This window comes from Pseudomonas sp. BN505 (assembly GCF_029873175.1).
Lineage (GTDB): Bacteria > Pseudomonadota > Gammaproteobacteria > Pseudomonadales > Pseudomonadaceae > Aquipseudomonas > Aquipseudomonas putida.
On the sequence record NZ_SSOI01000022.1, the window covers coordinates 41,362 to 54,848 of the forward strand.

The window sequence follows — 13,487 nt, forward strand, 5'->3', positions numbered from 1 at the left end:
GCCGCATCACATGACCCAATCGAGGTATACCCCATGATGAAAGGTGGCATGGCCGGCCTGATGAAGCAGGCCCAGCAGATGCAGGAAAAAATGCAGAAAATGCAGGAAGAGCTGGCCAACGCCGAAGTCACCGGCCAGTCTGGTGGCGGCCTGGTGAGCGTGGTGATGACCGGTCGTCACGACGTCAAGCGCGTCAGCATCGACCAAAGCCTGATGTCGACTGACGAGGACGACAAGGAAGTGCTGGAGGACCTGATTGCCGCCGCGCTGAACGATGCCGTGCGCAAGATCGAGCAGAGCAGCCAGGACAAGATGGGCGGCATGACCGCCGGCATGCAGCTGCCGCCGGGCTTCAAGATGCCGTTCTAAGGGCATTGCGAGACCTGAAACCGCCGCTGACATCAGCGGCGGTTTTTTTGCGAAGATTTCAACTCAGGCGCGGTCTGCTCTTTATGTGGGGGCAACTGTTTTGTGCAAGGCAGTTGTTCTCACATAACTGCAGGCCGCGCAGGCTTTGGGTGATGTGATTTGACGCCACTGCCCCCGCTGGGTATAAACCGCCTCTTATTGATTTGTCAGGCCATCCCCATGAGCTTCAGCCCCCTCATCCGCCAACTGATCGACGGCCTGCGCATCCTGCCAGGTGTCGGTCAGAAAACCGCCCAGCGCATGGCCTTGCAACTGCTCGAGCGTGACCGCAGCGGCGGTCTGCGCCTGGCCCAGGCCCTAACCCAGGCCATGGAAGGGGTGGGCCATTGCCGGCAGTGCCGCACCCTGACCGAGCAAGAGCTGTGCCCGCAATGCGCCGACACGCGCCGTGACGATACCCAGCTGTGCGTGGTCGAGGGGCCGACCGATGTGTATGCGGTGGAGCAGACGGGCTACCGTGGCCGCTACTTTGTGCTCAAGGGGCACTTGTCGCCGCTGGACGGCCTGGGGCCGGAGGCCATTGGCATTCCGCAGCTGATGGCGCGCATCGAGGAGCAGGGCACCTTTACCGAGGTGATCCTGGCGACCAACCCGACGGTGGAAGGGGAGGCGACGGCGCATTACATCGCGCAGTTGCTCAGCGAGAAGGGGTTGATGGCGTCGCGGATTGCCCATGGCGTGCCGCTGGGCGGCGAGCTGGAGATGGTGGATGGCGGGACCTTGGCCCATGCCTTTGCAGGGCGCCGGCCAATTTCGCTCTGACTTGGTATTGAGGGGGCTGCTGCGCAGCCCTTTCGCGACACAAGGCCGCTCCCACAAGTGCGCGCAGGCCTGAAGGAAACGCGGTCCCTGTAGGAGCGGCCTTGTGCCGCGATGGGCTGCAAAGCAGCCCCAAAAGCCAACTCAATACTCGCTGAGGGTAAACTCGGTCAGGCAGAAGGTTGGCACACCCGCGGCCTGTAGCCGGCGCGACCCCTCCAGCTCCGGCAGATCAATGATCGCTGCCGCTTCGAACACCTGCGCCCCGGTGCGGCGCACCAGGTTGGCCGCCGCCAGCAGCGTACCGCCCGTAGCAATCAGGTCATCGAAGATCAGCACTGAATCGCCTTCGCACAGGCTGTCGGCATGCACTTCCAGGAAGGCTTCGCCGTATTCGGTCTGGTAACCCTCGCTCAGCACGTCAGCCGGCAGCTTGCCCTGCTTGCGGAACAGGATCAGCGGCTTGTTCAGCTGGTGGGCGATGATCGAGCCAATCAAAAAGCCCCGCGCGTCCATGGCACCAATGTGGCTGAACTCAGCCTCGACGTAGCGCTCGATGAACTGGTCGGCCACATAGCGCAGCCCGCGCGGCGATTGGAACAGCGGGGTGATGTCGCGGAAGATCACGCCCGGTTTGGGGAAGTCCACTACCGGGCGGATCAGGGCTTTGAGGTCGAAGGCGTCGCTGTGCATTGGTGCGGGTATCCTGGGAAAACGAATGCCCAAGTATACCCGCTAAACGCAGGCCTCAGGCTTCGATTGCGCCACCGGCCAGCGCGCACAGCTGGATCGGGTCAAGGATGTGCACCTCCTTGCCTTCGGCGCGCAGCAGGCCGTTCTGCTGGAAGCGGGTGAACACCCGCGACACGGTTTCCACTGCCAGGCCCAGGTAGTTGCCGATTTCGTTGCGCGACATGCTCAGGCGGAACTGGTTGGCCGAATAGCCGCGGGCGCGGAAGCGCGCCGACAGGTTGACCAGGAAGGTGGCAATGCGCTCGTCGGCAGTCTTCTTCGACAGCAGCAGCATCATTTGCTGGTCGTCGCGGATTTCCCGGCTCATCACCCGCATCAGCTGGCGACGTAGCTGCGGCAGTTGTACCGACAGCTCGTCAAGCCGCTCGAAGGGGATTTCGCACACCGACGTGGTTTCCTGGGCCTGGGCCGACACCGGGTAAGCTTCAGTGTCCATGCCCGACAGGCCGACTAGCTCGCTGGGCAGGTGGAAGCCGGTGATTTGCTCTTCGCCGCTGTCGCTGAGGCTGAAGGTTTTCAGGGCACCGGAACGTACGGCGTAGACCGAGCCGAAATTGTCACCTTGGCGGAACAGGAACTCGCCTTTTTTCAGCGGCCGGCCACGCTTGACGATTTCATCCAGTGCATCCATGTCTTCCAGGTTCAGCGAAAGAGGCAGGCACAGGGGGGCCAGGCTGCAATCCTTGCAATGGGCCTGGTTGTGTGGGCGCAGTTTGACTGGCTCGGACATTTGAATCGATCCTTGTGGGAAAGCACACATAAGTCGTAAGGGTAACCCACGACACAGGGTGTAGGCCAGCGTGCGCGTTGATGGTGCGCCCTGGCGAAACCCCGGCAGACGTCCTGCCGGGAGTCCTTGTGTGCCCATATTGTGCCTGGCAAGGAAGCTTGTCCATGCGGTTGAACGACTCGGTTTTCAGATAACCCGCGAGAAGCGCTGGCGGTTGTGCATCGCCAGGTAGGCGTCGAACACCATGCATACCGAGCGCGCCAGCAGGCGGCCGGCCGGCAGGATGCGGATGCCCTTGGCATCCAGGCTGATCAGGCCGTCGCGCTGCAAGGTCAGCAGCTCTGGCCAGAGGTCGTTGAAGTAACCGCGAAAATCGATGGTGAAGGCCTGCTCGATCGGTTCGAAGTCCAGCTCGAAGTGGCAGATCAGCTGCTGGATCACCGCCCGCCGTAGGCGGTCGTCGTGGTTGCACAGCAGGCCGCGTTGGGTGGCCAGCTGGGCGTTGGACAGGCTTTCCTGGTAGGTATTGAGGTCGCTGCTGTTCTGGCAGTACAGGTCACCGATCTGGCTGATGGCCGACACCCCAAGGCCAATCAGGTCGCAGTGCCCGTGCGTGGTGTAGCCCTGGAAGTTACGCTGCAGGGTGCCTTCTTCCTGGGCGACGGCCAGTTCGTCGTCGGGCAGGGCGAAGTGGTCCATGCCGATGTAGCGGTAGCCGGCGGCGGTCAACTGGTCGATGGTAGCGTGCAGCATCTCCAGCTTGGCGGCCGGGCTGGGCAGGTCGTTGTTGTCGATGCGCCGCTGGGGCATGAAGCGCTCGGGCAGGTGGGCGTAGTTGAACACCGACAGGCGGTCGGGCTGCAAGCGGATCACTTCTTCGACGGTGCGCGCAAAGCCTTCCGGGGTTTGCTTGGGCAGGCCGTAGATCAGGTCCAGGTTGACCGAGCGGAACTGCAGGGTGCGCGCAGCTTCGATCAGTGTGCGGGTCTGTTCCAGGCTCTGCAGGCGGTTGACCGCACGCTGCACGGCCGGGTCGAGGTCCTGCACGCCCAGGCTGACGCGGTTGAAACCCAGCTCACGGAGCAGGCCCATGGTGGACCAGTCAGCCTCGCGGGGGTCGATCTCGATGCCGTAGTCGCCGGAGTCATCGTCCAGCAGTTGGAAATGCTGGCGCAGGGTGGCCATCAGCTGGCGCAGTTCCACATGGCTGAGGAAGGTCGGCGTGCCGCCGCCGAAATGCAGCTGTTCAACCCGTTGCTTGGGCCCCAGGTGGCAGGCGATCAGCTGGATTTCCTGCTCCAGGCGCTGCAGGTACGGCGCGGCGCGGGCACGGTCCTTGGTGATGACCTTGTTGCAGGCGCAGTAGTAGCAGATGTTGGCGCAGAACGGCACGTGCACATACAGCGACAGCGGGCGCACGGCACGACGGCTCTCGCGCAGGGCGTGGAGCAGGTCGAACGAGCCCACCTCGCTGTGCAGTTGCACGGCGGTCGGGTAGGAGGTGTAGCGTGGCCCGGCCAGATCGTAGCGGCGGATCAGGTCGGTATCCCAACGAAGGTCGTCGAGCATGAGGGCGGTCCCCGGAAAGAGCAGCAGTGTTCCGGAGTCTATGGCTGTCTGTAGGGATGGGTGTTGATTTGCATCAAGGGCATTGGGGCCGCAGAACGGCCCCCGTCAATGCCCCATCAACCAGTGCTGGTGTGGGCCCGGCATGGTCCAGATACCGAATAGCATCACCAGCACACCGCCCGCCACCCGCACACTCCGTCGCCGCAACAGGGCGTTTACCCGTTCGGCCGCCAGCCCGGTGGCCAGCAATACCGGCCAGGTTCCAAGCCCGAACGCGAGCATCAACGCCGCGCTGTACCCGGCGTTGCCTTGGCTGGCTGCCCACAGCAGGGTGCTATACACCAACCCGCAGGGCAGCCAGCCCCACAGGGCGCCCAGCAGCAATGCCCGGGGCAGGCTGGACACCGGCAGCAAGCGCGACGCCAGCGGCTGGATATGCCGCCACAGCCCGCGCCCCAAGGCTTCGATACGGGTCAGGCCGCTCCACCAGCCGGCCAGGTACAGCCCCATGGCGATCAACAGCAGTGCAGCCACCACCCGCAGCGCCAATGCTGCCGGGCTGCTGGCCACGGCCCAGCCGGCCAGGCCCAGCAACAGGCCGGCGCTGGCATAACTGAGAATGCGCCCAAGGTTGTACGCCAGCAGCAGGCGCAAGCGCCGGCCGCGCTGCTCTGGCGGGATGGCCAGGGTCAGCGCGCCCATCAGGCCGCCGCACATGCCCAGGCAGTGGCCGCCGCCAAGCAGGCCAAGGACCAGTGCCGAGCCAAGCAGGGGAAGCAGGTCAGGCACGGGGTGGTGGTTCCTTGTCGGCGTCGGCCGGGGTGTCGTCAGGCTTCACCGCAGCCTGGTGGCGCGGGTCCTGGTCGTCGAACAGAATGCTGTGGGCGGGGCCTTCGAGGTCGTCGTACTGGCCGCTGTCCACCGCCCAGAAGAAGATGTACACGGCCACGCCGACCAGCAGCAGGGCTGCGGGGATCATGACATAGAGGGCGGGCATGGCGACTTCCTCCCGGGCAAGGGTGCTTCGGTTTTCGGCAAGCCCGATACCAGCGGCATGCGGGTCAGGCGCAGCGCATTGAGCACCACGATCAGCGAGCTGACCGACATGCCGATGGCGGCCCACACCGGGGTGATCCAGCCGAGCGCGGCAAACGGCAACATCAGGCCATTATACAGGGTGGCCCACAGCAGGTTCTCGAGGATGTTGCGGCGGGTGCGGCGGGCCAGGTCGAAGGCTTGCACCAGGGCTTGCAAGCGGTTGGACAGCAGCACGGCGTCGGCGCTGGTCTTGGCAAGGTCGGTGGCGCTGCCCATGGCGATGCTGATGTCGGCGGCGGCCAGCACTGGCACGTCGTTGACCCCATCGCCGAGCATCAGCACCTTGCGCCCGGCCGCCTGCAGCGCCTTCAGCCGGTCCAGCTTGTCGTCCGGGCGCAGGCCACCAATGGCCTGGTCGATGCCCAGTTGCGCGGCCACTTCGGCGACCATCGGCGAACTGTCGCCCGACAGCAGCAGCGTGCGCCAGCCTCGCGCCTTGCAGGCGGCGAGCAGGGCCGGGGCGTCCTCGCGCAGGCTGTCGTCCAGGCCAAACCAGCCCAGCGGCCCCTGGCGGTCACCCAGTAGCAGCCACTGGCCGCGGGGCTCCGGCACGCCGGGGATTTCCGCACCGCTCAGGGCGCAGACGAAGGTGGCCTGGCCTATACGCAGGCGTTGACCGTCGACCAGTCCTTCCAGGCCCAGGCCTGGCACGGTCTGTACATCGTCGGCGGGTATCGCGTTACGGCCGAATGCGCGGGCGATGGGGTGTTCGGAGCGGTTTTCCAGGGCGGCGGCCAGGGCCAGGCAGCGGTCAGCGGGTACGCTGCCGAGCGGGCGGATGCTGCGCAAAGTCAGGCGGCCTTCGGTCAGTGTGCCGGTTTTGTCGAAGATTACCGTGTCGATCTGGTTAAGGCCTTCGAGGACATGGCCGCGGGTTATCAGCAGGCCCAGCTTGTGCAGGGTGCCGGTGGCGGCAGTCAGTGCCGTAGGCGTGGCCAGGGACAGCGCGCAGGGGCAGGTGGCTACCAGCATGGCCAGCACGATCCAGAACGCCCGTGCAGGGTCCAGGCACCACCACCACAGGCCGATGGCCACGGCAGCCACCAGCGAGAACAGCAGAAACCACTGCGAGGCCCGGTCGGCGATTTCGGCCAGGCGCGGTTTTTCGGTTTGGGCGCGTTCCAGCAGGCGGACGATGGCCGAGAGCCGCGAATCGTGGCCGAGGGCTTCGACTTCCACGTTCAGGGTGCTTTCGACATTCAGCGTACCGCCGGTGACGCGCTCGCCCACGCGGCGCGGTTGCGGCAGGTATTCGCCGGTCAGCAGCGACTCGTCGATGCTGGAGCGGCCTTCGACGATGCGCCCGTCGGCGGGGATAACCGCGCCGGGCAGCACCTGCACCGTGTCACCGCAGTGCAGCTCGCTGAGCAGAATGCGCTCGCTGCGGCCGAGGGCGTCCAGGCGCAGGCACGAGGCCGGCAGCAGGTTGACCAGCTGCGCGGTGGCCGCAGCCGTGCGTTCGCGGGCACGGCGCTCCAGGTAGCGGCCGGTGAGCAGGAACAGGGCGAACATGCCCACGGTGTCGAAATACAGCTCACCGCTGCCGGTGATCGCGGTCCAGATGCCGGCGCCGAAAGCCAGGGCGATGGCCAGCGACACCGAAACGTCCATGGTCAGGTGGCGTGTGCGCAGGTCGCGTGCTGCGCCTTTGAAGAACGGCGCGCAGCTGTAGAAGACGATGGGGATGGTCAGGAACAGGGCCACCCAGCGCAGGATCGTGTGCAGTTCAGGTGACAGGTCGATGTTGAATTCCGGCCAGGTGGCCATGGTCGCCATCATTGCCTGGAACCACAGCAGCCCGGCCACGCCCAGGCGGCGCAAAGCGCTACGGTTCTCTTGGGCCAGTTGCTCGGCGGCCTTGTCGGGCTGGTAGGGGTGGGCGGCGTAACCGATCTGGCGCAACTCGGCGAGCAGGTGTGACAGCGGCAGTTGCTTGTCGTCCCAGCTCAGCAGCAGGCGGTGGTTGGACAAGTTAAGGCGCGCCTCGGCGACGCCGGGCAGGTTGCGCAGGTGCTTCTCGATCAGCCAGCCGCAGGCGGCGCAGCTGATGCCTTCGACCAGCAGGGTAGTTTCGGCCAGCTCGCCCTGGTGGCGGACGAAGGTTTGCTGCACGTCGCTGCGGTCGTACAGGGCCAGTTCGTCTTGCAACTGCCTGGGCAGGGCCTCGGGGTTGGCGCTGTTGTCACTGCGGTGCTGGTAGTAGTGCTCCAGGCCACCGGCGACGATCGACTCGGCCACCGCCTGGCAGCCGGGGCAGCAGAACTGCCGGGGCTCGCCGAGGACCACGGCGGTAAAGCGGCTGCCGGCGGGGACGGGCAGGGCGCAGTGGTAGCAGGGGGTGGGCTGGGTCATCACATCATTGCCTTACACAAATCGGCCGGTCGGGCACGCACCCCTGTAGGAGCGGCCTTGTGCCGCGAAAGGGTCGCGAAGCGGCCCCAGGATTTCAGCTTCGCAGCATAGGTTGCCGGGGCTGCTGTGCAGCCCTTTCGCGACACGAGGCCGCTCCTACAGGTGCTCAGCGCCTTGGATAGCTTCGTCACCCAGCTGCAAGGTCACACCATGCTCCACTTTTTCCTCTTCGAACAAGCGCCACACCTGGCCACCTTCACTGCCCAGCAGCTCGACAAAGCGGCGCCCGTCGACCTTGTCCTCCAGCTGCCCCACATAGCGCCCCGCGTCGACCCTGCTCAGCAGTACCTTGCGGTCCTTCTCCGGCTGGGTGGGCGAAATCAGGTTCAGCTCCAGGTTTTGCGGGCCACTGCTGCCGGTCAGGCGCAGGTCCACTTCGCCGGTCAACTCGTCCAGGTGCACGGTGGCCTTCAGGCTCAGTTGCTGCGCCAGCAGTTCGCGGTCCAGCGAACGGTTGATGCCTTTGCCGGCCTCGTAGTAGTTGTCGTTCACCAGGTTGTCCGGGTTGCGCACGGCAATGCTGACCATGGTCAGGCTCAGGCACACCGAGGTGGTGAGGATGCCGATGATGATCCAGGGCCAGAGGTGCTTGTACCAAGGGCTGGCGGCGGTAGCGGCAGGCATTGTGCGTTATCTCTCTCAGCGGATCTGTGGGCCGATGAAGCGGCTCTTGGCTTCAACCTGGGCGTCGCTGTCGTCGGCGCTTTTGAGGGTGAAGGTGATTTCGTTGGTGGTCGATGGCAGTTTCTCGGGCGCTACCGACAGCTGCACCGGCAGGCTGACGATATCACCGGCAGCCACGCGGATCTCGCGCTGGCCTTCAAGCTTGAGGTCTGGCAGGCCGGCAGCGTCCAGTACGTAGACGTGGTCGCGCTGGTCCTTGTTCATCACTTTCAGGCTGTACACGTTTTCGATCCGGCCCTGGGCGTTCTCGCGGTACAGCACGCGGTCCTTGCTGACGTCGAAGCCAACCAGCGAGCGGGTGGCGAAGGCAGTCGCAAGGCCAATGATCATCACCAGCAGCACTGCGGCATAGCCGATCAGGCGTGGGCGCAGCATGTGGGTTTTTTGCCCGGACAGGTTGTGTTCGGTGGTGTAGCTGATCAGCCCCTTGGGGTAGTTCATCTTGTCCATGATGCTGTCGCAGGCATCGATACAAGCAGCGCAACCGATGCACTCGATCTGCAGGCCGTCACGGATGTCGATGCCGGTGGGGCAGACTTGAACACACATTGTGCAGTCTATGCAGTCGCCCAGGCCTTGGGCCTTGTAGTCGGTGTCTTTTTTACGTGGCCCGCGGGTTTCGCCACGACGCGGGTCGTAAGACACGATCAGCGTGTCCTTGTCGAACATCACGCTCTGGAAGCGTGCATAGGGGCACATGTACACGCACACCTGCTCGCGCAGCCAGCCGGCGTTGCCGTAGGTGGCGAGGGTGAAGAAGCCGACCCAGAAGTAGGCCCAGCCATCGGCCTGACCGGTGAAGAATTCGATGACCAGCTCGCGGATGGGCGAGAAATAGCCGACAAAGGTCATGCCGGTGACAAAGCCGATCAGCAGCCACAGGCTGTGCTTGGCAAACTTGCGCAGGAACTTGTTGCTGCTCATGGGGGCTTTGTCGAGCTTCATGCGCTGGTTGCGGTCGCCTTCGGTGACCTTTTCGCACCACATGAAAATCCACGTCCACACGCTTTGCGGGCAGGTGTAGCCGCACCATACGCGGCCTGCGTACACGGTGACGAAGAACAGGCCGAAGGCGGCGACGATCAGGATGCCCGACAGCAGGATGAAGTCCTGCGGCCAGATGGTGGCGCCGAAGATGTAGAACTTGCGCTCGGGCAGGTTCCACCATACGGCCTGGTGGCCGCCCCAGTTCAGCCACACGGTGCCGAAGTACAGCAAAAACAGCACCGCACCGCCGACCATGCGCAGGCGACGGAACAGGCCGGTGAAGGCGCGGGTGTAGATTTTTTCCCGGGAGGCGTAGAGGTCGACGGAATCCTTCCCTTTGCTGGCAGGCGGGGTCACATCATGTACCGGAATTTGCTTGCTCATCATCAAGTCCCACGGCAGTGGAGAAACGCCGCGGCCAGTGCGTGCCGGCCGCAGTCTCGCGCAATCTGCTAGCGCTCTGCGGTCCATGATACGCCGCTGATGGCAGTATGGGGCCGCACTGCGACCTTTAGTCGCGTTGGGTTCGTGGTATGAATCGTGTTATGGCGGGTGTCAATTGATCCAGGTCATCAGCCTGCCAGAAATGCACTGGCTGCACCGGCCTCTTCGCGGGCTTGCCCGCTCCCACAGGAACTGCACCGACCTCAAGAATGGTGAGCAACTATGGGAGCGGGCAAGCCCGCGAAGAGGCCAGGCCTGCTTACTCGGCCTTGGCCTGCGCCTGGTCCCGTTGCGACAGGCTGTAAACATAAGCCGCCAGCAGGTGCACTTTGTCATTACCCTGCAACTGTTCCTGGGCGGGCATCTGGCCTTGGCGACCATAGCGAATGGTCTGCTGCAGCTGGGCAAAGCTCGAACCGTAGATGAACGCCTGTGGGTGGGTCAGGTTCGGTGCACCCATGGCTGGGGTACCTTTGCCTTCTGGCCCGTGGCAGGCCACGCAGTTGGCGGCGAAGATCTTCTGGCCGTTCTCGGCGTCGGCCTTCGCGCCCTCAGGCAGGGTGCGGCCATCGAGCTTGCTGACCACGAATGCAGCTACGTCGGCCACGCCCTGATCACCGATCACTTCAGCCCAGGCCGGCATTACGCCGTGGCGGCCGCCCATGATGGTGGTCTTGATGGTTTCCGGCTCGCCGCCCCAGCGCCAGTCGTTGTCGGTCAGGTTAGGGAAGCCGAAGGCGCCCTTGGCGTCGGAACCGTGGCATACCGAGCAGTTGGAAGCGAACAGCCGCGCGCCCATTTTCAGTGCCTGCGGGTCCTTAGCCACCTCTTCGATGGGCATGGCGGCGAACTTGGCGAAGATCGGACCGAAGCGGGCGTCGGCCTTGGCCATTTCCTTTTCCCACTCGTGCACGCCGGTCCAGCCTGGCTGGCCGTTGGAAAACTCGGTCTGCTTGTCGTTATCCAGGTACGAGTAGCCCGGCAGGATGCCTTTCCAGTTGCCCAGGCCCGGGTACAGCACCAGGTAGCCGAGCGCAAAGATGATAGTGCCGACGAACAGCCAGAACCACCATTTTGGCAGCGGGTTGTCGTATTCCTCGATGCCATCGAAGGCATGCCCGACGGTTTCGTCGGTGACCTCTTCACGCTGGCCCTTGCGGGTCGACAGCAGCAGCCAGGTCAACGAGAAGATGGTGCCCAGGGTCAGGACGGTAACGTACAGACTCCAGAAGGTTGTCATTGTTTTTTGCTCCCAGAAGCTTTTGCTTGCTCGACGTGCCGGGTGGCCTCGGGGTCATCCGCGAAGGGCAGTTGGGTCGCTTCGTCGAAGTCCTTTTTACGCCGTGGGTTGAACACCCATAGCGCCAGGCCCACGAAGGCCACCATCACCACGACGGTGCCCAGGCCGCGAATCATCCCGATATCCATCAGCGTCACCGTTTGCTCTTGATGATGGTGCCAAGACCCTGCAGGTACGCGACGATGGCGTCCATTTCGGTCTTGCCCTTGACCGCGTCACGCGCGCCGGCAATGTCGGCATCGGTGTACGGGGTACCGAGTGTGCGCAGCACCTCCAGCTTCTTCGCGGTGTCCTTGCCATCGAGCTTGTTCTCGACCAGCCACGGATAGGACGGCATCTTCGATTCCGGCACCACGTTGCGCGGGTTGTACAAGTGCGCACGGTGCCAGTCATCGGAGTAGCGGCCGCCAACGCGGGCCAGGTCCGGCCCGGTACGCTTGGAGCCCCACAGGAACGGGTGGTCCCACACGCTCTCACCGGCCACCGAGTAGTGGCCGTAGCGCTCGGTTTCGGCGCGGAACGGGCGGATCATCTGCGAATGGCAGCCTACGCAGCCCTCGCGGATGTAGATATCGCGGCCTTCCACCTCCAACGCGGTGCGCGGCTTCATGCCTTCAACCGGCTTGTTGGTGACGTCCTGGAAAAACAGGGGGACGATCTGGGTCAGGCCACCGACGCTGACGGCGATGACCATGAAGAAGGCCAGCAGGCCTATGTTCTTCTCGACGGCTTCATGCTTCATCAGTGCGCTCCCACAACGACGATCTTGGCGGCTTCCTCAGCCTGTGCCGGGTTGGCGGCACGTACGGTACGGAACACGTTGTAGGCCATCAGCAGCATGCCGCTGGCGAAGAACGCACCGCCCAGGGCGCGGACGATATAGCCAGGGTGGCTGGCCTGCAGGGCTTCGACGAAGGAGTAGGTGAGGGTGCCGTCATCGTTGATGGCGCGCCACATCAGGCCTTGGGTAATGCCGTTGACCCACATCGAGGCGATGTACAGCACGGTGCCGATGGTGGCCAGCCAGAAGTGCGCGTTGATCAGGCCGATGCTGTGCATCTGCTCGCGGCCGTAGAGTTTCGGGATCATGTGGTACACGGCGCCGATCGAGATCATTGCCACCCAGCCGAGCGCGCCGGCGTGGACGTGGCCGATGGTCCAGTCGGTGTAATGCGACAGGGAGTTCACGGTCTTGATGGCCATCATCGGGCCTTCGAAGGTGGACATGCCGTAGAACGCCAGCGAGACGACCAAAAAGCGCAGGATCGGGTCGGTGCGCAGTTTGTGCCAGGCACCGGACAGGGTCATCATGCCGTTGATCATGCCGCCCCAGCTGGGTGCCAGCAGGATGATCGACATCACCATGCCCAGCGACTGCGCCCAGTCGGGCAGTGCGGTGTAGTGCAGGTGGTGCGGGCCTGCCCATATGTAGAGGGTGATCAGCGCCCAGAAGTGCACGATGGACAGGCGGTACGAGTAGATCGGCCGCTCGGCCTGCTTGGGTACGAAGTAGTACATCATCCCCAAGAAGCCGGTGGTGAGGAAGAAGCCCACGGCGTTGTGGCCGTACCACCACTGGATCATCGCGTCGGTGGCACCGGCGTAGGCCGAGTACGACTTGAACAGGCTGACCGGCAGCGAGATGTGGTTGACGATGTGCAGCATCGCGGTAACCACGATGAAGGCCCCGTAGAACCAGTTGCCGACATAGATGTGCTTGGTCTTGCGCTTGACGATGGTGCCGAAGAACACCAGCCCGTAGGTGACCCAGACGATGGCCAGCAGGATCGCCAGCGGCCATTCGAGCTCGGCGTATTCCTTGGTGGTGGTGTAGCCCATCGGCAGGGTGATCAGCGCGCCGAGGATCACCGCCTGCCAGCCCCAGAAGGTGAAGGCGGCCATGCTGTCGGAGATCAGCCGGGTCTGGCAGGTGCGCTGCACCACGTAGTAGCTGGTGCCGAACAGCGCACAGCCCCCGAAGGCGAAGATCACCAGGTTGGTGTGCAGCGGGCGCAGGCGGCCGAAGCTGGTCCAGGGCAGGTCCAGGTTCAGTTGCGGCCATACCAGCTGCGAGGCGATGAAGACGCCGAGGCCCATGCCAAGGATCCCCCAGACCACCGTCATGATGGCGAACTGGCGGACGACCTTATAGTTATAAGCAGTCGGACTGATTGCTGTGCTCATTCTAAGGTTCCACGGTTTTAATGTTCTTGTTGGTCGAAAAATCGGCGCCAGTATTGATAACCAGCAAGGCTACTGCAACGCAACTTTGGTACGCCGACCCGTGTCCGGGCCCGTTCACTGATGTCCCGCAGTGATCGG

General features: G+C 64.0%; 14 protein-coding genes. 2 read left to right on the forward strand and 12 right to left on the reverse strand.

Translation table 11 applies throughout. The features are described 5' to 3' along the window. Window positions 1–33: 33 nt before the first annotated feature. Complete coding sequence (locus tag E8E78_RS04125) at window positions 34–369, forward strand: YbaB/EbfC family nucleoid-associated protein (protein ID WP_041167979.1); 336 nt, start codon at window positions 34–36, stop codon at window positions 367–369. Window positions 370–588: 219 nt separating this feature from the next. After that, window positions 589–1,191 carry a recombination mediator RecR gene (recR, locus tag E8E78_RS04130; RefSeq protein ID WP_016498636.1) on the forward strand — a complete coding sequence of 201 codons (603 nt, stop codon included), beginning with the start codon at window positions 589–591 and terminating at the stop codon, window positions 1,189–1,191. Between the two features lie 141 nt (window positions 1,192–1,332). Here recR and E8E78_RS04135 read toward each other — a convergent pair whose 3' ends face one another. The 12 genes from E8E78_RS04135 to ccoN all read right to left on the reverse strand — a co-directional run bounded on the left by E8E78_RS04135 (window position 1,333) and on the right by ccoN (window position 13,349). Next, window positions 1,333–1,881: an adenine phosphoribosyltransferase gene (locus E8E78_RS04135; protein WP_019473383.1), complete on the reverse strand. Its 549-nt coding sequence runs from the start codon at window positions 1,879–1,881 to the stop codon at window positions 1,333–1,335. 55 nt (window positions 1,882–1,936) lie between these two features. Then, window positions 1,937–2,671 (reverse strand): Crp/Fnr family transcriptional regulator FnrA, encoded by a 735-nt coding sequence (fnrA, locus tag E8E78_RS04140; RefSeq protein WP_012273416.1) that lies wholly within the window; start codon window positions 2,669–2,671, stop codon window positions 1,937–1,939. A gap of 186 nt (window positions 2,672–2,857) precedes the next feature. Further along, complete coding sequence (gene hemN, locus E8E78_RS04145; RefSeq protein ID WP_049274423.1) at window positions 2,858–4,240, reverse strand: oxygen-independent coproporphyrinogen III oxidase; 1,383 nt, start codon at window positions 4,238–4,240, stop codon at window positions 2,858–2,860. Window positions 4,241–4,345: 105 nt separating this feature from the next. Then, entirely contained in the window at window positions 4,346–5,029 is a 684-nt protein-coding gene (locus E8E78_RS04150) for a sulfite exporter TauE/SafE family protein (RefSeq protein WP_016498639.1), read from the reverse strand. Beyond that, window positions 5,022–5,237 (reverse strand): cbb3-type cytochrome oxidase assembly protein CcoS, encoded by a 216-nt coding sequence (ccoS, locus tag E8E78_RS04155; protein ID WP_016498640.1) that lies wholly within the window; start codon window positions 5,235–5,237, stop codon window positions 5,022–5,024. Before ccoS ends, E8E78_RS04150 begins: the two co-directional genes overlap by 8 nt. Then, complete coding sequence (locus tag E8E78_RS04160) at window positions 5,216–7,690, reverse strand: heavy metal translocating P-type ATPase (protein WP_049274421.1); 2,475 nt, start codon at window positions 7,688–7,690, stop codon at window positions 5,216–5,218. Before E8E78_RS04160 ends, ccoS begins: the two co-directional genes overlap by 22 nt. 156 nt (window positions 7,691–7,846) lie before the next feature. Then, window positions 7,847–8,374: a FixH family protein gene (locus E8E78_RS04165; RefSeq protein ID WP_049274420.1), complete on the reverse strand. Its 528-nt coding sequence runs from the start codon at window positions 8,372–8,374 to the stop codon at window positions 7,847–7,849. Window positions 8,375–8,389: 15 nt separating this feature from the next. Further along, on the reverse strand, window positions 8,390–9,805 hold the full coding sequence (ccoG, locus tag E8E78_RS04170) for a cytochrome c oxidase accessory protein CcoG (RefSeq protein ID WP_016498643.1): 1,416 nt from the start codon (window positions 9,803–9,805) through the stop codon (window positions 8,390–8,392). Between the two features lie 319 nt (window positions 9,806–10,124). After that, a complete protein-coding gene (gene ccoP / locus E8E78_RS04175; RefSeq protein ID WP_016498644.1) occupies window positions 10,125–11,105 on the reverse strand; it encodes a cytochrome-c oxidase, cbb3-type subunit III in 981 nt (326 codons plus the stop codon). Beyond that, entirely contained in the window at window positions 11,102–11,293 is a 192-nt protein-coding gene (locus E8E78_RS04180; RefSeq protein WP_024718181.1) for a CcoQ/FixQ family Cbb3-type cytochrome c oxidase assembly chaperone, read from the reverse strand. The genes ccoP and E8E78_RS04180 overlap by 4 nt, the downstream gene beginning before the upstream one ends. 5 nt (window positions 11,294–11,298) lie before the next feature. Beyond that, window positions 11,299–11,907 carry a cytochrome-c oxidase, cbb3-type subunit II gene (ccoO, locus tag E8E78_RS04185; protein WP_016488340.1) on the reverse strand — a complete coding sequence of 203 codons (609 nt, stop codon included), beginning with the start codon at window positions 11,905–11,907 and terminating at the stop codon, window positions 11,299–11,301. Further along, complete coding sequence (gene ccoN, locus E8E78_RS04190) at window positions 11,907–13,349, reverse strand: cytochrome-c oxidase, cbb3-type subunit I (protein WP_016498645.1); 1,443 nt, start codon at window positions 13,347–13,349, stop codon at window positions 11,907–11,909. Before ccoN ends, ccoO begins: the two co-directional genes overlap by 1 nt. Window positions 13,350–13,487 lie beyond the last annotated feature (138 nt).

Coding starts and splice junctions, on each gene's coding strand:
- ccoP (WP_016498644.1), bottom strand. CDS start 11,105: ATGACAACCTTCTGGAGTCTGTACGTTACCGTCCTGACCCTGGGCACC.
- E8E78_RS04125 (WP_041167979.1), top strand. CDS start 34: ATGATGAAAGGTGGCATGGCCGGCCTGATGAAGCAGGCCCAGCAGATG.
- recR (WP_016498636.1), top strand. CDS start 589: ATGAGCTTCAGCCCCCTCATCCGCCAACTGATCGACGGCCTGCGCATC.
- ccoO (WP_016488340.1), bottom strand. CDS start 11,907: ATGAAGCATGAAGCCGTCGAGAAGAACATAGGCCTGCTGGCCTTCTTC.
- E8E78_RS04160 (WP_049274421.1), bottom strand. CDS start 7,690: ATGACCCAGCCCACCCCCTGCTACCACTGCGCCCTGCCCGTCCCCGCC.
- E8E78_RS04135 (WP_019473383.1), bottom strand. CDS start 1,881: ATGCACAGCGACGCCTTCGACCTCAAAGCCCTGATCCGCCCGGTAGTG.
- ccoS (WP_016498640.1), bottom strand. CDS start 5,237: ATGCCCGCCCTCTATGTCATGATCCCCGCAGCCCTGCTGCTGGTCGGC.
- hemN (WP_049274423.1), bottom strand. CDS start 4,240: ATGCTCGACGACCTTCGTTGGGATACCGACCTGATCCGCCGCTACGAT.
- ccoN (WP_016498645.1), bottom strand. CDS start 13,349: ATGAGCACAGCAATCAGTCCGACTGCTTATAACTATAAGGTCGTCCGC.
- fnrA (WP_012273416.1), bottom strand. CDS start 2,671: ATGTCCGAGCCAGTCAAACTGCGCCCACACAACCAGGCCCATTGCAAG.
- E8E78_RS04180 (WP_024718181.1), bottom strand. CDS start 11,293: ATGGATATCGGGATGATTCGCGGCCTGGGCACCGTCGTGGTGATGGTG.
- ccoG (WP_016498643.1), bottom strand. CDS start 9,805: ATGAGCAAGCAAATTCCGGTACATGATGTGACCCCGCCTGCCAGCAAA.
- E8E78_RS04165 (WP_049274420.1), bottom strand. CDS start 8,374: ATGCCTGCCGCTACCGCCGCCAGCCCTTGGTACAAGCACCTCTGGCCC.